This window comes from Rubrivirga sp. SAORIC476 (assembly GCF_002283555.1).
GTDB lineage: Bacteria > Bacteroidota > Rhodothermia > Rhodothermales > Rubricoccaceae > Rubrivirga.
Map to the genome: position 1 here is coordinate 1 of NZ_MVOI01000002.1, position 16,777 is coordinate 16,777.

The window sequence follows — 16,777 nt, forward strand, 5'->3', positions numbered from 1 at the left end:
TGGCGAGGATCTGCTTGATGTAGGGGTAGGCGGCGCAGTAGTCGCCGTTGCGGTAGTACTCGGAGCCGAGGCTGAAGTTGGAGCGCGTCGTGGGCTGCAGCAGCACGTACGTCTCCGCGCAGTAGTCGCCAGGACCGTAGGCCGTCGGGGTGTCCGGGACGTACGGCGTGTTGGTCGACGCCGTGGAGGTGCCGCCGGTGGTGGGCGGTGCGCTACACGCCGCGAGGGCGCTGAAGGCGAGCGTGAGAAGAGCGAGGCGAGTCGGACGCATGTGCCGAGGTGTGTCGAGTGAGAGAGAGAAGGGTGAGATCAGTCGAACCGGCGCCGGATGAACCAGCGTTCCCCGAAGTTCAGGGTGAGGGTGCCCTTCAGGAAGGTATCGCGAACGAGTACGCCCTCGGTCGAACCGCGGGTTCCGAGTTCGAGGCCGAGGTCGAAGCGAGCGCCGGTCAGGCGGTTGGGTAGCGAGACGCCGCCGGTCAGGGCGAACGTGGTCACGTCCTGCCCGGCGGGGGCGTACAGCCCCTGCTCGGCATAGCCCCCGATCCGGTACGACGCGCGCTGGAGCATGCTCGCTCGGCGGTCCCGGCCTGCGGGCGTGATCTCGACGCCTCCGCCGACCCGGTAGCGGTCGCGGAGCTGGTCCAGCCCGCTCGACGCGTCGTAGCCGCCGACGGGGAGCGAACTCTCGAATCCCGACCAGGGCTCGTAGGAGGCATCCAGCGTGGCCAGCCAGCGCAGGCCCGACAGATAGGTGACGCCGACCCGCGCGCCGAGCGGGATGTCGACGTCTCCATCCAGGGAAGTGCTACCGTCTTCGGTCAGGAGGGTGTCGCGGTCGAGGCTCTCGCCGAGCGTGACGGTCCGCGAGCCACTGAGGGTCGTAGGGAGCGTGAAGACGGCTGCGACCGTGAGCGCGTCGTCCTCGGCGCCCAGCTTGCGCGCCGTTACGGCAGCCCCGAGCGTGCCCGTGATGCCCCGCAGCCGGGTCACACGCGCCTGCCGCGTCTCAGCAAACCCGGCGCGGTCATCGAACTGAGTCCGCTGCAGCAACTCCTGCGTGCCGAAGAGCACGTCCGCCGACGCGCCCAGCTGTACGGCGTTGCCGAGGCGGACGCCGAGGCCGCCCGAGAGCTGCTGGAGACCGCCCGCTCCCTCCTGGTTGAGCGTGAAGGCCTCCATTTCACCTTCTACCGACAGCGAGTCCCGAACCGCGGCGCGATAGTTCACGCGGGAGTACGGGCGATAGGCGATGGTCAGGCCAAGCCGGTTCGGAAGCAGCGGAATCCCGAGGTGCAGGGCCGAGAGGTCTCCCGCGGTCCCGACGCTCGTGCCGTCCGAGAGGCCGTCCTCGGACGTCACTGTCGTCAGGCTGGCACCGGCGGAAAACGAGGTCAGCGACTGGTCAGACCAGAGCGCGGGGTTGGACAGGTTCACATACGTCCCCGAGCGGAGCGCCGTGGAGGCGTTGCCCAGCATCGTGGACTGGGACGATCCCGTCTCGACGCGCTCCCCCAGACCGTAAAGGGAGTAGATCGAGCCGTAGTTGTTCTGGCCCTGAGCGTGCGCCCCGATGGACAACACGAGAAACAGGAGGAGCGCGGACGGGCGCATGGACACCGAGGGGAGCGAGAAGAGGGACACGCGGGAAGAGAGGGTCGTCATGAGCTCGTCCCGCCGACCACCGTCAGCGTGAAGCGAGGAAGGTCGGTCGTGCCGACGCTCGGCAGGCGAATCGGCAGGATGTCGAGAGAGGTCGTGCCGGAGGACGGGAGCACCTCGTACCGGTCGAACCCCGTCGATGGGTCGAGCAGGATCCGCTGGACCAGCGGTGTCAGGATGCTGGTGTTGGTGACCGACAGCTCGCCGTCGACGTAGAGGACCTCGGCCAGTGCTACGCGTCCGTCGTCATTGATGCCATACAGGACCGACCGGGCCGGGATCGGCCGAACGAACGGACCCTCCGCTGCAAAGCTCTCGTCGAGGGGAAGCCGGAGACGCGCCCTCGCGAGCGCGGAGGCGCCGATCGTCGAGAAGTCCACCTCGAAGCCGACCGCCAGCCCCGAGTTGTTGCGGACGGGGAGCGCGGTCGGCGGTGGCGTCGACGCGGTGCCGGAGGTGACGGAGCTGAACACTTCCGACAGCGGATACACGAGCGTGTCCTCGCCGACGACGACGCGCAGGCCCGAGCCGGTGCTCGCGAACGTGCTGAACCCGTAGACGGCACCCGGCGCCGGGACGTAGTCGGCGGGGATGTCGATGGCGAAGCCCTCGAATGCGTCCAGGAAGCCGTCCCCGACGAGCGTCGCCGCGTTGGCAGCGACCCAGCTCGCGGGCAGGTCGAACTGGCGGAGCGAGTCCGCCACCGACACCTCGGTCGTGGCGAGCACGTCCCCGGTCGAGAGGGTTCGGTCTCGAGCGTAGTCGGTGTCGGCGAACCACGTCTCCGTAATCGGACGAAGCTCCAGGGGGAGGGTCGTGGTGGTGTCCCCGTAGACGTAGTTCTGCGTCAGCACGAGCCAGGCCGCGGTCACGTCCTCGGCGGTCGCGTCGCTGGGCAGATTCGCCGCCTGGATCACATCCACGTAGGCGCGGGCGCGGGCGTCTCCGTACGTGGGGTCAACGACGCTGCCGACGAGCACACGCGTCTGGAGCAGGTCCGTGTTGGTGCCGTCGGCGATTCCGATGGCGATGGTCGTGTCAGGCGTCGTCCCGAGGCCGGACAAGGCGACGGTGCGGACGCTCGGGTCGAGCTGTTCCTCGTCGATCAGGCCGAGGCCGACCCCGGCGGGGTCCTGGCAGGCAGAGAGGACGGTGCAGGCCGCGAAGGCGGCGACGAGAAATCTCACGGGGCGGAAAGTCGGGCAGGGAAGAGGACGGGCGCTCTCCCAACGCACCCCTCCAGCGTTTCGCGTGGAGGGGCGAGGATTGGGACGCCGGTTCACAGCCTACCCCGTGCGTCGGGGCCCTGTCCGGGCGATTCCTGCAAAAAAGCCGCTCGGTGCGACGCCGCTCAGGCCGCCAGTGCCGGGTCGAGGCTGGCGTACAGCTCGGCCGCGATGTCGGCGAGAGCCTCGGGGTCGTCACCGAGCTGGGGCCCGTCCGGCTCGCCGTCTGCGGGCGCGTCGGGCGTCGCGTAGGCCGCCGCGTTGGCGGTAGAGAGCCCGATCTGGCGCATCGTCTGCCCGGCCATGTCGGCTGGGAGGCCCAGTTCCTGCACCTCCGCCTCGGTGACCTCGTGGACGTAGCCGTCCGGCCCGTCGGGCGTAAACACCGTGCGGACGCCAGCGAACAGCTCGTTCTCGCCGAGCTCCATGTGGAGCACGTGCGGCACGAAGGCACTGATCCAGCCCGCGGCGTGGACCACGTCGGGACGCCAGCCCAGGTTCTCGACCGTCGAGAAGGCGGCGCGGGCGAAGAAGAGCGCGCGCGCCGGGTTGTCCGCGAAGTCGGCGCCCGTGCGGCGGTCCGCATGGAGCCCCTTCCGCTTGAAGAAGTGGACCGAGTCCATGAAGTAGACCTGGAGCCGGATGCCCGGAATCGAGGCCACCTTGACCTTGAGCGTGTCCTTCGCGGACCCGGCCTCGATCTCGGCGCCCGACAGGCGGATCACCTCGTGGAGGCGGTTCCGGCGCTCAGATACGACGCCGTACCGCGGCATCAGAATGCGCGGCTCGACCTCTTTGTGTTCCTGCAACGCCTCGGGGAGGGTGCGGAGGACCTGGGAGGTCGGGGTGGTTTCGGAGAACGGGGCGACCTCGCCGGCGACGAACAGTACTCGCATCGATGGGGGACGGTGGGAAGCTCGATTTCGGCTGGGTGAAAACTAACTCCGAACCGGGGGTGGCTGCCACCGTTCCTCAGCGAGGGCTCGTATCATTGACCCCCAGCCCGGACTCAGACCTGTGACCAAAGCTCAGATCGTCGACCTGATCGCTCACGCGACCGGGCTGACCAAGCTCGAAACCGAGGCCGTCGTGGACGGCTTCATGCACACGGTCCTCGATGCCGTCGCCGAGGGGGACCGGGTCGAGTTGCGAGGCTTCGGCACGTTCCGTTCCGTCGAGCGCGCACCGCGCACCGCCCGCAACCCCCGCACGGACCAGCCGGTCCCGGTGCCGCGCCGCATGGTCCCCGTGTTCAAGCCGGCCCAGGAGTTCCGGCGGCGCGTGGAGGAAGAAGGGGCGGACCGCATCGTAGGCTCGACCGAGGGATAGCACATGACTGCCTGTGACTCGTGCGGAGCGAGCGTCCCCTCGGGGGCTGCCGTCTGCGACCTCTGCGGAACGCCGGTGACGACGACTCCCCTGGAGGGCACCCCCTCGCCAGACCATGCCCAGTCGGGCCCAGGAAACGCCTGCCCGCATTGCGGACACGTGGCTCCTGCAGGCTCGCGCTTCTGCAACGCCTGCGGGGAGCCCCTGCCGACCGACGCGGAGGACGCCGTCGTCCTGCCTCCGGCCAGCAACGGGGCCCCCACCGTCCGTCCGTCGTCCGATGCCGGGCGTCGCGCGCTGGCCGTCGTCGGCATCGGGGCGGGGCTGGTGATCGGCCTCTACCTGCTGACGGTGTTCGCCCCGCGCCCCGAGCCGGCGCCTCCCGCCGACCCACAGGCGGAGATCGGACAGGCCGCGCCGATCCCGGACGGCGCGCCGCCCCTGGCCGACTCCCTCCAGACTCCCGCCGACCAGTTCGCGGCGCTCGGTACCGCGGATGGCTGGTACGAGTCCGGCCGCTACTACCTGACGGCGGCCTTTCAGTCGGTCCAGACGGATCCGACGTCGAGCGTTCGCTGGGCGCGACGGGCGATCGAGGACTTCGAAAAAAGCCTCGCACTCGCCGAGGACCCGCGAGTTCGCGTCGCCCTCGCCGAGGCGGCCACCTTCGACCCTGCGGACCCGATGCGGCCCATCCAGGAACTCCGGACGGTGCTGGAGACCGACCCGGACAACCTCGACGCGACCTACCTGCTCGCACAGCGGCGCCTCATGATCGGGCGAGTGGACAGTGCCCGCGTGGCGCTGGAGCGGATCCTCGAACTGGCGCCTCCGGGCACCCCGGTGCGCGAGCGCGCCGAACAGGATCTGGCGACGATCGACTCCGAGTCAGGCGGGTGACCGGCTGGGGGTGGGTGACCGCGTTGGTCTTGTGGGGCGGCTGTGCGAGCGGTCCCGATGCGTCCGTCGTCCTCGCCGCCGCCTCGACCGGGGACGTCGTGCACGCGGTCGCCCAGCGAGAGAAGGAGGCGGGCCGACCGACCCTCGTGAGCGTCGCAGCCAGCTCGGTGCTGGCGCGGCAGATCGCCCAGGGCGCACCGGCAGACGTGTTCGTGACGGCCGACCCGGACTGGATCGACTGGCTGATCGAGCGCAGGGGCCCGGTCGTCGAGCGCCGCGTCGTCGCGACGGGCCGTCTCGTGCTGGTGGGTCCGGCCGATGCCCCGGCGGGCGCCTCGCTGGCGACGGCACTGGCCTCGGCGGACCGGCTTGCGCTGGCCGACCCGACCCACGTCCCAGCGGGCTCGTATGCCCGAGAGAGCCTGGAAGCGGCCGGACTGTGGGACGGCGTCTCGACCCGGGTGGTCCCGCTCGGGGATGTGCGCGCCGCACTCGCCGCCGTCGAGACGGGTGCGGCGGACCGAGCGATCGTCTACGCGTCCGACGCGACCGCGAGCGAGCGAGTGCGCGTGCTCGCCGAGGTGCCCCATGCCCGGATCGTATTCGAGGCGGCCTTGCTGCAGGAACCGCGGGGCCGCAGAGTGTTCGACGCGCTCGTAGAGGCAGGCGATCTCTGGGCCGACGCCGGGTTCGACCGATGAGCCCGGCCGACTGGGCGGCAGTCGCCGTGAGCCTCCGGGTGGCCGTGGCGGCCACCCTACTCGCGGTCGGCCCCAGCCTCCTGCTCGGCTGGGTCCTCGCGCACCGACGAGGGATCGGGGCGAGCGTCCTCGGGTTTCTGGTGCTGCTTCCGCTCGTCCTGCCGCCGGTCGTGACGGGGTACGCGCTGCTTCTGGTGCTCCCACGGACGCTGGTGTTCACCTGGTGGGCGGGCGTGCTGGCATCGGCCATCGTCGGGTTGCCGTTGTTCGTGCAACTGGCGCGGGCGGGGTTCGAGTCGGTGGATCCCGTGCTGATCGAGGCGGCACGGGTGGACGGTGCCTCGCGGTGGGACGTGGCGTGGCGAGTGGTCGCCCCGCTGTCATCGTCGGCGATCGCGGCCGGTGCGGTGCTCCACTTTGCGCGGGCCCTCGGCGAGTTCGGGGCGACGCTGGTGGTCGCGGGCAACCTCCCCGGTCGGACGCAGACCGTCCCGCTGGCCCTGTTCAGCCGCCTCCAGCAGGTCGGAGGAGAGGCCGCCTCGGTCAGGCTGGCGGTGGTGGCGGTGGCGCTCGCGGCCGTGAGTCTGGGCGCGTCGCGCCTCTTGCTCCGGCGGTGGGGACGCGGCGCGGCGCCGTAGCTTCGGAGGACGCCTACGATCCATCATGCGACCGCTCGTCCTGCTCCTGTTCCTCGTGTTCGGTGCCGGATGTGCAGGCAGCGCCGCACCCCTGGTTCCGCTTCCCGTGCCCGAGATCGAGCGCGAGGCGCCGCCGCCCGCGCCGGTCCCCGTCGCCGTCGAGGTGGAGGTGGTCCAGCCTCCGGTGGTGCCGCCCCCGGTCCCGGAGGGGAGGATCGCCCGCCGGGCGGTGTACGAGGACGCCGGACTCATCGAGTGGACGCTCGAAAACGGCCTGACGGTTGTCTATGTCCAGTACCCCGTCGAGGGCTACCACGCGCGCCTCGACGCGCCGACCGGATGGGCTGGGCTCCCAGAGAGCGACCGTCCCGCGTACGCCCACATCGGCGAGGGACGGTGGGGAGCGCTCACCGCGCGCCTGGGCCCCGGCTCTCGGGAAGCCGTCGGCGAATCCGACTCGCTGAGCGACCTGGTCGAGTCGATCCGTTCGCTTCTCACGTCCCCGCCGGACGCTGTGGACTCTTTCGACATGGTCGCAGATGCCGCGCCGCGGTGGGGACTCGTCCTGCCCGAGACCCGAGCCGATGGTGGGGCCGGGCGGCTGGCGGAGGCCTTCGGTCAGCCCGCCGCGTTTACGGTCGTCCTCGTCGGTGCGTTGGGGCCCGAGTGGATCGAACCGATGATTGCGTCCCGGTTGTCCGTTCGCCCTGGCGGTGGGCCGACGTTCGAGCGCGCCGACCCTGCCACGCAGGGTGACCAGCCCCTCCCGGCGGGCTGGAGAGGCGTCGTCAGCGAGTGGGAGGTCTCTGCCGGGTGGGAGGACCGCCCTGCCGCCCTGCTGCTTCGGGAGATTCTAGCGGCTCGTGCCGGGCGTGACGCCCGGGCCGATCTCTGGTTCGGCGCGGCGCGAGAGACCCTTCGCCTCCGGCTGGCCTCCGCGACGTCCTCGGACGAACGTGCCCTCCTCGCTCCCCTCCAGGCCGCTGAAGTGGAGGTGGCTCGTCGGCGCGCCGTCGACCGCGCCGCCTCCGCAGCTGGGGTCGCCGACGCCGTCTCCGAACTCTACGGCCTGAGGGGCCGGTTCCGCCCCGCCCGGAGACCGGAGGACCCTGCGGTACTCGCGGCAGCAATCGCCCGGACGCCCGCCGGTCGGCTCGATGCCCTCCTGCAACGACTCCTGGCTTCGCCCGACACCGCCCGTTTCTCGACCCCAACCGATTCTCCCTGATGCCGCTGTTCACCGACGACGAACTGACCCGCATCCGCGACGCCGTCAGCCAGGCCGAGACCCGGACCGCGGGCGAAATCGTGCCGTATGTGGTGCGTCGCAGCGGGGACTACGCGGTCGCCACTTGGCGCCTCGCGTCGCTCGGGGCGCTGCTGGCCGGGGTGCTGGCCCTCGCTACGGCTTGGCTGTACGACGGCTGGGGGCTGGGCTGGCTCTACTCCGCCTGGGCGCTCGCGCTCGTCATGACGGGCGGCGGCGTGATGGGGGGGCTGGCAACCCTGCTCGAACCGGTCCGGCGAGCCTTCGCCGGCATGGAGACGCTGGACACGACCGTCCACCGCCGCGCGGCTCTGGCGTTTCTGGAAGAGGAGGTGTTCAATACACGCGACCGGACCGGCATCCTGCTCTTCGTCTCGCTCTTCGAGCACCGGATCGAGGTCATCGGCGACACCGGCATCGACGCGAAGGTGGAACAGGCCGAGTGGGAGGAGGTCGTCGGGCTGATTCGCGACGGGATCCGGTCCCGGACCCTCGCCGACGGTATGGTGATGGCCATCGAGCGTTGCGGCGACCTCCTCCACCGCCGAGGGGTGGACATTCGTCCAGACGACACTGACGAGCTGCCGGACGACGTGCGCGTGCGGGACGAGTGATGCGGGGCGCCTTCCTCGTTGGCTTCTTGCTGTTCGCGCCGACTGCGCACGCGCTGGATGTGCCTCGGCTGGCCGGACGCGTCGTCGATCTCGGCGAAGTCCTCGACGACGCCACCGAGGCGGCCCTGACGGCGAGGCTGGCCGCCCACGAGGATTCGACATCCAATCAGATCGTCGTGCTCACGATCCCGTCGCTCGACGGGGAAGTGCTGGAAGCGTACGCGACGCGGGTCTTCCGCGCCTGGGGCCTCGGTCAGGCGGACCGGGACAACGGCGTGCTGTTGCTGGTCGCCGTGGCCGACCGTGAGCTGCGCATCGAGGTCGGCTACGGGCTGGAAGGGGCGCTGACGGATGCCACCGCGGGGTCCATCATCCGCAACGAGATCGTGCCCCGGTTCCGCGATGGTGACTTCGACGGCGGCGTGCTGGCGGGCGTGGACGCAATCCTGCGAGCTGTGGACGGCGAGTACGAGGCGGCAGCCGACGGGGGGGCGGAGAGCGTGTCGATCGCGTTCGTCTTCGGGTTCATGATCCTGGTCGGTGGCGTGCTCCCCATGCTTCGCGCGGGGGACGCCGGGACGGCCGGCGACGCCAAGGCAGCTGCCATGGGGATGCTCACGGGCACCGTCCTCGGCTTCCTGACGTGGCGCCTGACGGGCTGGTGGCTCGCGGCGATCCTCGTCCCGGTGGCCTTCGCGTTCCTGCTGATCGGCCTCAACCGGTGGCTGGAAGCCCACCCGACCTGGGGACCCAGGCGGCGTCACATCCGCAAGAAGCATCAGGCCTTTGCCAGGGCTCGTCGCCGGGGCGCATCCACTGTCGTCGTCGATGGCCGGTCCTATACCGTGCCCACGGCATCGTCGAGCAGCGGTGGCGGGTTCAGCGGCGGGGGCGGCTCGTCCGGTGGAGGCGGGGCCTCGGGCAGCTGGTAGCCTCCGCCTCGGGGATCGACCGAGACACCGAGGCGGGCGCTACGGCGTCGCTACAGGGCTTCGATGCGGAGCAGCGTTCCGTCGACGTCGCGGAGGTAGAGGGCGTCGCCGGTCGGCGTGTACGCGATCCCCTGAAGGTCGAGGCGCGCCCGGAGCAGCGTCACGGTCCGGCGCGGCATCCCGAACGCCAGCTCGTGGACGCCGCGCGCCGTGTCGTCGGCCGACTCGACGAGTTCAAACACCTGGTTGCCCTCTGCGTCGAGCAACTGCGCGCGCGGTTGCGCGGTGAGCGGGTGGACGCCCAGTCCTCCCAGCGTCAGCCCCAGCGCGGTGACATAGAAGTCGAGGGCCTCATCGAACCGCGCGGTCCGCACGCAGACGCTCCGGAGCCAGATCGCTGAACTCGGCTTGCGGAGGGTCCGCTCAGCCTGGCGGTACGCGGAATCGAGGGAGGTAGCGGTGAGGTTCATCGAGGCGGAACGGGCGCGAGAGTGGGAGAGAGGCCGCCGAGGCGACGGTGCCATCGACTTCACGCGGCGTGCCATCAGGCAACGGCTCTCATTACCCGGCTCTGGTGGAACGATCCTTCTCGCATCCTCGGGTCTAATCCGCTGGCGACACGGATTTCCCTGGGGCGATCCCGGATGTGAGCCTACCTCTCCCTCAGCCTCCGTGCGAGACCTGAGCGTGACGACTGTTGCAGCAGGACGGGCTCACTTTAGCGGTGTCGTCGAGCGCATCGTCTGCATCGCGGAGCCTCCCAGCCACAGATGCCCCTCCGAGTCGACGCCGATGGTGCGGACGACGCCCTGCGCTTCGGGTGCGTTCAGAATGGCCATCCCGTCGTACCCGAACGGGTCGGCATAGCCTGGAGGCGGGGGGATCAGGATGCGCCACCGGTTGGAGTCCTCGCGGAGGAACAGCACGGCCTCACCCGTGTCCTCGGTCCCCGCGAAGGCGCGTGGCGGCCCGTACGGGAGGACCGTCTGTGGACGGTCGCGCTCCAGCCAGTCGCTCACCCAGGAGCCGTACTGGTACTGACCCGTGATCGTGTGCGCGGTGAGGGTCGGCCGCGACGCGCCGTAGGTAATCCCTGCGACCACCTCTGTGAACGAGTTGGAGACGAACCTGGCCCGGAGTCCATACACGGCCACGTCCACCACGGTCGGGTATTCGCGGGTGGCCGGGCGGAAGGGGAGAGGCGGCCGCTCCCAATCCGACGGTCGGCTGAAGTCGGCCGGGCGCATCAGCAGCGCGCCGTCTGAGCCGATGTCGTTGGCCAGTGAGGCGAAGACACGGTTCGACGCCGTCCGGCACTGCTTCACCGGCCAGTCCCCGACTTCCTGGCCGATGCCGACAACGTTGAACCGGTCTCGTGCCAGCGTCGTGCCATCGCGCCCGATCCGCCAGAAGTAGGCGTTGGCGCCGCCGACGAACAACTCACCCCCGGGCGAGAAGCAGACGGCGGTCGGCCCGGTCGCGATCGGGGCCTGGTCGTCGGTGGTGAAGAGGCGCCGCCAGCCGGAGCCGTCCTCCAGCCAGAGCGCGGTGCCCGCGCCGTTCAGGATGACGGCCGCCGTCAGCGAGCCGTCGAAGGCCAGGTCCAGAAGGGTTCCAGGAGGAAAGCCCGGGACCGCCTCGAAGCGGATCGTCCGCTCGCCCTGGAAGGTCTCCAATGGGGCAGGAGGAGGCGGTTCGTCGGGCTCGCTCATGCTGCACGCAGACAGCACACACAGACTCAACAGGATCAGAAAACGCATCGTGTCGGAGAGGTGGGATCCTCCAATCTGCGTCTGAGCGAAACCGTCGGCCTCCCCGGCAGAGGGGACCCGCGGGGTCACATGAAGCCCAGCGTCATGCGGGCCTCCTCGCTCAGCATCTCCATCGAGTAGGACGGCACGAAGACGAGGTCGATGGAGGCGCGGGCGACGCCCTCCAGCGCGTTGACGCCCTGCTCGACTTCGGCGGGCAGCGTCTCGGCGGCCGGACAGTTGGGCGCCGTCAGCGTCATCTTGATCGTCACGTCTTTGCCCTCGTCGCCGTCCTCGATGGTCCACCCGTAGATCAGGCCGAGGTCCCAGATCGGGACCGGGATCTCCGGGTCATAGATCGTCCGCATGACCTGGACCATGCCCGTCTCCAGATCGGAGAAGTCGTCCGCCTCGCGGCCGTCGTGGAGGATGTCGCGCGTCATTGGAGGGGTAGGACGTGCGGATGGTGGACCGTTCGACAGCGCACGGTCCACCGACCGCAGATTACTTGAGCCGCTCGGCGATGCGGGCGTCGAGGTGGTCGCGGACCGGCTCCAGCGTCACCATCTCGACCACGTCGTGGGCGAACGCGTAGAGCAGCATGGCCCGCGCGTCGGCCTCGGAGACGCCGCGGCTGCGGAGGTAGAAGACGTGCTCGGGCTCGATGGCGCCCGTCGTGGACCCGTGCGAGCACTTCACGTCGTCGGCGTAGATCTCCAGCTCGGGCTTCGAGTAGTGATGCGCGTCGGGCGAGAGCACCACGCCCTGGCTCTGCTGGTAGGCGTTGGTCTGCTGCGCCTCGCGCTGCACGAACACCTTGCCGTTGAAGACGCCCGTCGAGCGGTCGGTGACGATGCCCTTGAAGAGCTCGTTCGACTGGCAGCCCGGCGCGACGTGGTCCACCAGCGTGTTGGTGTCCACCAGCTGGTCGCCGTGGCAGATGTAGAGGCCACCCAGCGTCGACTGCCCTCCCTCGCCGGCGGGCACCATCACGGTGTTGTTGCGGACCGTGCCAGTGGCGAAGGTGAACGTCAGCGTCGACACGTCCGAGTCGCGCTCCTGGTAGGTCTGGACCAGCGAGACGCCGTTGGCCTGATCGCCCTCGTCCTGGATGCGGATGTGGCGCACCACAGCCGCAGCACCGGCCGAGATCTCGGTCAGGTCGTTGCGGAACGTGGCGGCGTCGCCGCGGACCACGTAGGTCTCGACGATGCGGGCCTCGGCGGCTTCGCCGACTACGATCAGGTGCCGCGTCTGGACGATCGTCGGCTGGTCAGCCGTGAGCACGTGGACCACGTGGATGGGGCGCTCGACGGCGACCCCGCGGGGCACCGACAGGTAGAGCCCATCCAGGCTGAACGCGCTGTTGAGCGCCGCGAACGCATCGCGACCCAGGTCGACGTGCGCCCCGAACGTGTCCGCCACGACCTCAGGCGAGGTGCGGAGGGTGTGGGCGAGCGACGCGACCGTGACTCCGTCGGGCAGGCCGTCGAGGTCGGACGCCTCGGCGTCGTAGCGACCGTTGACGACCACCACGCGCGCGGCGTCGAGCCCGTCGATGCTCCCGGCAGCCAAGTCGGCGTCGGTCGCAGTGGCGCGGCCAGCCGGCGCGTAGTCCGGCTTGAGGGCTGGGCGGAGGTCGGTGTACTTCCACGCCTCGTGGCGCGTCGTCGGCAGCCCAGCGGACTCGAACGCGGTGCGGGCGGCCTGACGCCGATCGGCGAACGGGTCGGGAGCGCCGTCGCCGGAGAACGCGCCTTCGAGGGCCTCGACGGCGTGGCGGAGGAGGGCAGGAGCCTTTTCGAGATCGATCATCAGAGTTCGGAGTTCAGAGGTCTGTGGTTCAGAGGCCGGGCTCGGAGACGCTCAACGCTGATCTCCAACCCCAGAATGGTGAACTCAGGCCGCGGTGGCGGCTTCTTCGAGCAGCCAGTCGTAGCCCTTCACCTCCAACTCCTCGGCCAGCTCGGGGCCACCCGAGCGGACGATCCGGCCGCCGACGAGCACGTGGACGTAATCCGGCGTGATGTAGTTGAGCAGACGCTGGTAGTGCGTGATGAGCACGAACGACCGGTCCTCGGCGCGCAGCTTGTTGACGCCGTCCGACACGATCCGGAGGGCGTCAATGTCGAGGCCCGAGTCGGTCTCGTCGAGAATCGCGAGGCGCGGATCGAGCATCGCCATCTGGAAGATCTCGGCGCGCTTCTTCTCGCCGCCCGAGAAGCCCTCGTTGACCGAGCGCTGGGTGAGCTTCGGGTCGAGGTTGACGAACTCGGCCTTCTCACGCATCAGCTTGATGAAGTCGCCGACCGAGAGAGGCTCCAGCTTCCGGTGCTCGCGAACCGAGTTGACGGCCGTTCGCAGGAACTGGTGCGTGCTGACGCCAGGAAGCTCGACCGGGTACTGGAAGGCCAGGAAGAGGCCCTCACGAGTCCGCTCCTCGGGGTCCATCTCCAGGAGGTCCTCACCGTCGAACGTGACGGAGCCCTCCGTGATCTCATAGTCATCGCGGCCGGCGAGCACGCCCGCCAGGGTGGACTTGCCGGAGCCGTTGGGCCCCATGATCGCGTGGACCTCGCCGGGCTGGATGTCGAGCGAGAGGCCCTTGAGGATCTCGGTCTCCTCGACGGAAGCGTGGAGGTTGTCGATGGAAAGGAGTGCCATTCGTCAGTCAGAGTGCGGCGCCGACGGTCGGCGCGCGGTTCAGGAAAGTCAGGAGGGTCTGCCTCGGTGCCGAGGCGGGCGGGGTCGGCTAGCCGACGCTGCCTTCGAGCTGGACGGAGAGGAGCTTCTGGGCCTCGACGGCGAACTCCATCGGCAGCTTGGCCAGGATCTCCTTGGCGTAGCCGTTGACGATGAGGTTGAGCGCGTCCTGCTCCGAGATGCCGCGAGCCTGGCAGTAGAACATCTGGTCTTCGCCGACCTTCGAGGTCGTCGCCTCGTGCTCCACCTGGGCGGTGTCGTTGTGGATCTCGATGTAGGGGAACGTGTGGGCCCCGCACTGGTCGCCGATCAGCAGCGAGTCGCACTGGCTGAAGTTGCGAGCTCCCGTCGCGTTCTTGTTCACGCGGACGAGGCCGCGGTACGAGTTGTTGGACTGCCCCGCCGAGATGCCCTTCGAGATGATCGTGCTCCGGGTGTTCTTGCCCAGGTGGATCATCTTGGTCCCAGTGTCGGCCTGCTGGAAGTCCTTGGTGAAGGCCACCGAGTAGAACTCGCCGACGGAGCCGTCGCCCTTGAGGATGCAGGACGGGTACTTCCAGGTGATCGCGCTGCCCGTCTCCAACTGGGTCCACGTCACCTTCGAGTTCCGGCCTGAGCAGAGCGCCCGCTTGGTCACGAAGTTGTAGACGCCGCCTTTGCCCTCCGCCGAGCCGGGGTACCAGTTCTGGACCGTCGAGTACTTGACCTCAGCGTCGTCGTGGGCCACGATCTCGACGATGGCAGCGTGGAGCTGGTACTCCTCGCGCATCGGCGCCGTACAGCCCTCCATGTAGGAGACGTAGCCGCCGTCCTCGCAGACGATCAGCGTCCGCTCGAACTGACCCGTGTTGGCCTCGTTGATTCGGAAGTAGGTCGAAAGCTCCATCGGGCAGCGAACGCCCTTCGGGATGTAGCAGAACGAGCCGTCCGAGAAGACCGCCGAGTTGAGGGCTGCGTAGAGGTTGTCCGTGTAGGGCACCACCTTGCCCATGTTGGCGCGGACCAACTCGGGATGGTTCTGGACGGCCTCCGAGAAGGAACAGAAGATGACGCCGACCTTAGCGAGCTCCGCCTTGAACGTCGTCGCGACGGACACCGAGTCCATCACGGCGTCCACGGCGACGCCGGCGAGCGCGGCCTGCTCACGGAGCGGGATGCCCAGTTTCTCGAAGTCGGCCAGGATCTCCTCCGGCACGTCGTCGATGGAATCGTACTTCACCTTCGAGCCGGGCGCGGAGAAGTAGTACGCGTCCTGGTAGTCGATCTCGGGGACCTGCAGGTGTGCCCAGTCGGGCGACTTGCCCTCTTCCAAGAGCTTGAAAAAGTGCCGGAGGGCCTTGAGCCGGTACTCGAGGAGCCACTCGGGCTCCTCCTTCTGCGCCGAGATGTAACGCACCGTGTCCTCGGAGAGCCCCTTGGGTGCCTTCTCGCTGGTGACGTCCGTGACGAAGCCGTACTTGTAGCCCTGCTCGGCGACGTCCTCGAAGAAATCGTGTTCTGTGTACGTGGCCATGGTGGAGTGCTGGAGTGGGGAGGCGAACCGGGCGTGTCGGACGCAGTTCCACCAAGACGAGGCGAACGAGAGGCGCCCCTCAGTCTCGCGTGAACCTCATTCGCAGGCGGACCTTGCGCGTCGTGGACAAGTTCGGTCCGAACCCCACCTGGCATGGTTCCGGAGTGGGTGAAGCGTCCCTGAAAGCCCCCTCCCTGTGATGACCCAGACCGCCCCGTTTGCGATTACCGAACGTGCCCGCCAGCGGCTGGCCGCCGTCGCCGTGAGTGAACACATCGATCTGGAAACCACCTTCCTTCGGGTAGCCGTTGTCCCCGGCGGGTGCTCGGGCCTGACCTACGACCTCGGTTGGGACACTGTCGCTGGCCCTGTCGACGAAACCGTCGAGGTGGATGGGCTGCGGCTCGTGCTCGACCCGCGGAGCCTCGTCACCGTCGAGGGCACCACGCTCGACTTCACGGACGGCCTGGAGGGCAAGGGCTTCCACTTCGACAACCCGCAGGCGGTGCGGACGTGCGCCTGCGGGGAATCCTTCAGCCTCTGAGCGACTCCCTGTAGGGCGCTCGGACGCCTCGTGGCGGTAACGCTCTGGGTACGAATCGAAGCAAGTCGCAAAAAGTAGCCCGCTGGCCTTACGGGGCCAGCGGGCTCAAGGGTGGGACGTGGGACGGCACGTCATCACCTGACCTAATCAACGCCTCCAAAGTCGAACGGGTGCCCATTGCATTGCCCTTTTGGATCTCTTCATCACACGGTCGGGGATTTCCTGGCCCCATGGAGGCCGTAACCGGCCCTCCAGAGGGCGTGAAAGCGTTTTCTTCGTAGGCTGTGGAGACCCGTCGAAGGGAAGGGGGTTCGGCCCTAACTAGCGTTTGCTGGGTCGCTCGTCGTGTACGCGGTTCCTCGCGCTCCTCGCGGGGCCGAATCAGTGGCCTCGTTTCTGCGAGGGGCCGTGGATCCCGCCTCGGGCCCCGAAGATGGTCTGCAACACGAAAGCGTCTCGCGCAGCACGCGGGTCCCGAAGGCGTGCTCTCCAATCCGACAGGGTCGGACGAGCAGAGCTCTTCCGCCGGAGTCCGTGAGGGTCATACTCCCGAGAGTCAGAGCGCTGGAGCGGGGCGAAGGCAGGCTGACGTTCGAAGGCCTCCTCTGAGAGCGGGTTGTCGTCGCCGAAGCCGTGGCGTTCGTGGTCGACGGCAGACGCGCTGTCGAACGAGCCGGGGACGGCATGGAACTCCTGGCCTTGGAACTCTGGCACCGGCCGAGGGGGAAGCGTGGGCTCCTCGGTCGGCACGGGAGCGTTCTCGGTCGGGAGTCCTCCCGCCGACTCGGCCATCGCCTCTTCCAGTTGTTGCAGAAACGTCTGGAACGGCGTCGGGTCGCTGGCCTCCTCCGATACCAACTCCGTCTGCGGCGCCTCGACGTGCTGACGGGCAGCCTGTTTCGCGGCAGCCTTCCGCCGGTTCGACAACAAGTAGTAGAGCCCGATGAACAGCAGCGGGAGGAGGTCGACGAGGCTTTCCATGGCACCGAGCGGGGCG

18 protein-coding genes and 1 pseudogene are annotated in these 16,777 nt (G+C 69.0%); 8 read left to right on the forward strand and 11 right to left on the reverse strand.

The window, feature by feature from the left end; all coding sequences use genetic code 11:
- The 4 genes and pseudogenes from B1759_RS00015 to B1759_RS00030 form a co-directional block, all read right to left on the reverse strand.
- A pseudogene (locus B1759_RS00015) lies at positions 1 to 271 on the reverse strand (hypothetical protein); the annotation flags it as partial.
- Positions 272 to 309: 38 nt separating this feature from the next.
- Positions 310 to 1,665: a hypothetical protein gene (locus B1759_RS00020; RefSeq protein WP_095512982.1), complete on the reverse strand. Its 1,356-nt coding sequence runs from the start codon at positions 1,663 to 1,665 to the stop codon at positions 310 to 312.
- The gene (locus B1759_RS00025) at positions 1,662 to 2,849 is read right to left on the reverse strand and encodes a hypothetical protein (RefSeq protein ID WP_095512983.1); all 1,188 of its coding nucleotides are present in this window, start codon (positions 2,847 to 2,849) and stop codon (positions 1,662 to 1,664) included. Before B1759_RS00025 ends, B1759_RS00020 begins: the two co-directional genes overlap by 4 nt.
- A gap of 164 nt (positions 2,850 to 3,013) precedes the next feature.
- A complete protein-coding gene (locus B1759_RS00030) occupies positions 3,014 to 3,784 on the reverse strand; it encodes a glycogen/starch synthase (RefSeq protein WP_095512984.1) in 771 nt (256 codons plus the stop codon).
- Between the two features lie 121 nt (positions 3,785 to 3,905).
- Here B1759_RS00030 and B1759_RS00035 point away from each other — a divergent pair, with 121 nt between their 5' ends.
- From B1759_RS00035 to B1759_RS00060, 7 genes are read left to right on the forward strand one after another with little or no spacing between them, the layout of a single operon-like run.
- Positions 3,906 to 4,217 (forward strand): HU family DNA-binding protein, encoded by a 312-nt coding sequence (locus tag B1759_RS00035; RefSeq protein ID WP_095512985.1) that lies wholly within the window; start codon positions 3,906 to 3,908, stop codon positions 4,215 to 4,217.
- Positions 4,218 to 4,220: 3 nt separating this feature from the next.
- Positions 4,221 to 5,117: a zinc ribbon domain-containing protein gene (locus B1759_RS19520; protein WP_158225022.1), complete on the forward strand. Its 897-nt coding sequence runs from the start codon at positions 4,221 to 4,223 to the stop codon at positions 5,115 to 5,117.
- Between the two features lie 14 nt (positions 5,118 to 5,131).
- Positions 5,132 to 5,818 (forward strand): molybdate ABC transporter substrate-binding protein, encoded by a 687-nt coding sequence (modA, locus tag B1759_RS19525; RefSeq protein WP_158225023.1) that lies wholly within the window; start codon positions 5,132 to 5,134, stop codon positions 5,816 to 5,818.
- Complete coding sequence (locus B1759_RS00045) at positions 5,815 to 6,456, forward strand: molybdenum ABC transporter permease (RefSeq protein WP_095512986.1); 642 nt, start codon at positions 5,815 to 5,817, stop codon at positions 6,454 to 6,456. Before modA ends, B1759_RS00045 begins: the two co-directional genes overlap by 4 nt.
- 25 nt (positions 6,457 to 6,481) lie before the next feature.
- The gene (locus tag B1759_RS00050) at positions 6,482 to 7,684 is read left to right on the forward strand and encodes a hypothetical protein (RefSeq protein WP_095512987.1); all 1,203 of its coding nucleotides are present in this window, start codon (positions 6,482 to 6,484) and stop codon (positions 7,682 to 7,684) included.
- Positions 7,684 to 8,337 (forward strand): TPM domain-containing protein, encoded by a 654-nt coding sequence (locus B1759_RS00055; protein ID WP_198948699.1) that lies wholly within the window; start codon positions 7,684 to 7,686, stop codon positions 8,335 to 8,337. Before B1759_RS00050 ends, B1759_RS00055 begins: the two co-directional genes overlap by 1 nt.
- Positions 8,337 to 9,269 carry a YgcG family protein gene (locus B1759_RS00060; RefSeq protein WP_095512989.1) on the forward strand — a complete coding sequence of 311 codons (933 nt, stop codon included), beginning with the start codon at positions 8,337 to 8,339 and terminating at the stop codon, positions 9,267 to 9,269. The genes B1759_RS00055 and B1759_RS00060 overlap by 1 nt, the downstream gene beginning before the upstream one ends.
- Before the next feature lie 50 nt (positions 9,270 to 9,319).
- Here the strand turns inward: B1759_RS00060 and B1759_RS00065 are convergent, their stop codons facing one another.
- From B1759_RS00065 to sufB, 6 genes are all read right to left on the reverse strand, one after another.
- Positions 9,320 to 9,739, reverse strand: coding sequence for a VOC family protein (locus tag B1759_RS00065; protein ID WP_095512990.1), 420 nt, complete (start codon positions 9,737 to 9,739; stop codon positions 9,320 to 9,322).
- Between the two features lie 243 nt (positions 9,740 to 9,982).
- A complete protein-coding gene (locus B1759_RS00070) occupies positions 9,983 to 10,981 on the reverse strand; it encodes a hypothetical protein (protein WP_143537208.1) in 999 nt (332 codons plus the stop codon).
- 125 nt (positions 10,982 to 11,106) lie between these two features.
- Positions 11,107 to 11,463 (reverse strand): iron-sulfur cluster assembly protein, encoded by a 357-nt coding sequence (locus B1759_RS00075; protein WP_095512992.1) that lies wholly within the window; start codon positions 11,461 to 11,463, stop codon positions 11,107 to 11,109.
- Between the two features lie 61 nt (positions 11,464 to 11,524).
- The gene (sufD, locus tag B1759_RS00080) at positions 11,525 to 12,835 is read right to left on the reverse strand and encodes a Fe-S cluster assembly protein SufD (protein WP_095512993.1); all 1,311 of its coding nucleotides are present in this window, start codon (positions 12,833 to 12,835) and stop codon (positions 11,525 to 11,527) included.
- Positions 12,836 to 12,919: 84 nt separating this feature from the next.
- Entirely contained in the window at positions 12,920 to 13,684 is a 765-nt protein-coding gene (gene sufC, locus B1759_RS00085) for a Fe-S cluster assembly ATPase SufC (protein ID WP_095512994.1), read from the reverse strand.
- Positions 13,685 to 13,772: 88 nt separating this feature from the next.
- On the reverse strand, positions 13,773 to 15,236 hold the full coding sequence (gene sufB, locus B1759_RS00090) for a Fe-S cluster assembly protein SufB (RefSeq protein ID WP_095512995.1): 1,464 nt from the start codon (positions 15,234 to 15,236) through the stop codon (positions 13,773 to 13,775).
- A gap of 199 nt (positions 15,237 to 15,435) precedes the next feature.
- On the opposite strand from sufB, the gene B1759_RS00095 reads away from it, so the two are divergent.
- The gene (locus B1759_RS00095) at positions 15,436 to 15,780 is read left to right on the forward strand and encodes an iron-sulfur cluster assembly accessory protein (protein ID WP_095512996.1); all 345 of its coding nucleotides are present in this window, start codon (positions 15,436 to 15,438) and stop codon (positions 15,778 to 15,780) included.
- 381 nt (positions 15,781 to 16,161) lie between these two features.
- On the opposite strand, the gene B1759_RS00100 is transcribed toward B1759_RS00095, so the two are convergent.
- The gene (locus B1759_RS00100) at positions 16,162 to 16,761 is read right to left on the reverse strand and encodes a hypothetical protein (RefSeq protein WP_095512997.1); all 600 of its coding nucleotides are present in this window, start codon (positions 16,759 to 16,761) and stop codon (positions 16,162 to 16,164) included.
- Positions 16,762 to 16,777: the final 16 nt, after the last annotated feature.

What these genes read in the sequence shown, in the direction of transcription:
- B1759_RS00020 (WP_095512982.1), bottom strand. Translation starts at nt 1,665, where the DNA reads ATGACGACCCTCTCTTCCCGCGTGTCCCTCTTCTCGCTCCCCTCGGTG.
- B1759_RS00030 (WP_095512984.1), bottom strand. Translation starts at nt 3,784, where the DNA reads ATGCGAGTACTGTTCGTCGCCGGCGAGGTCGCCCCGTTCTCCGAAACC.
- B1759_RS19520 (WP_158225022.1), top strand. Translation starts at nt 4,221, where the DNA reads ATGACTGCCTGTGACTCGTGCGGAGCGAGCGTCCCCTCGGGGGCTGCC.
- B1759_RS00045 (WP_095512986.1), top strand. Translation starts at nt 5,815, where the DNA reads ATGAGCCCGGCCGACTGGGCGGCAGTCGCCGTGAGCCTCCGGGTGGCC.
- B1759_RS00050 (WP_095512987.1), top strand. Translation starts at nt 6,482, where the DNA reads ATGCGACCGCTCGTCCTGCTCCTGTTCCTCGTGTTCGGTGCCGGATGT.
- B1759_RS00055 (WP_198948699.1), top strand. Translation starts at nt 7,684, where the DNA reads ATGCCGCTGTTCACCGACGACGAACTGACCCGCATCCGCGACGCCGTC.
- B1759_RS00060 (WP_095512989.1), top strand. Translation starts at nt 8,337, where the DNA reads ATGCGGGGCGCCTTCCTCGTTGGCTTCTTGCTGTTCGCGCCGACTGCG.
- B1759_RS00065 (WP_095512990.1), bottom strand. Translation starts at nt 9,739, where the DNA reads ATGAACCTCACCGCTACCTCCCTCGATTCCGCGTACCGCCAGGCTGAG.
- B1759_RS00070 (WP_143537208.1), bottom strand. Translation starts at nt 10,981, where the DNA reads ATGAGCGAGCCCGACGAACCGCCTCCTCCTGCCCCATTGGAGACCTTC.
- B1759_RS00075 (WP_095512992.1), bottom strand. Translation starts at nt 11,463, where the DNA reads ATGACGCGCGACATCCTCCACGACGGCCGCGAGGCGGACGACTTCTCC.
- sufD (WP_095512993.1), bottom strand. Translation starts at nt 12,835, where the DNA reads ATGATCGATCTCGAAAAGGCTCCTGCCCTCCTCCGCCACGCCGTCGAG.
- sufC (WP_095512994.1), bottom strand. Translation starts at nt 13,684, where the DNA reads ATGGCACTCCTTTCCATCGACAACCTCCACGCTTCCGTCGAGGAGACC.
- sufB (WP_095512995.1), bottom strand. Translation starts at nt 15,236, where the DNA reads ATGGCCACGTACACAGAACACGATTTCTTCGAGGACGTCGCCGAGCAG.
- B1759_RS00095 (WP_095512996.1), top strand. Translation starts at nt 15,436, where the DNA reads ATGACCCAGACCGCCCCGTTTGCGATTACCGAACGTGCCCGCCAGCGG.
- B1759_RS00100 (WP_095512997.1), bottom strand. Translation starts at nt 16,761, where the DNA reads ATGGAAAGCCTCGTCGACCTCCTCCCGCTGCTGTTCATCGGGCTCTAC.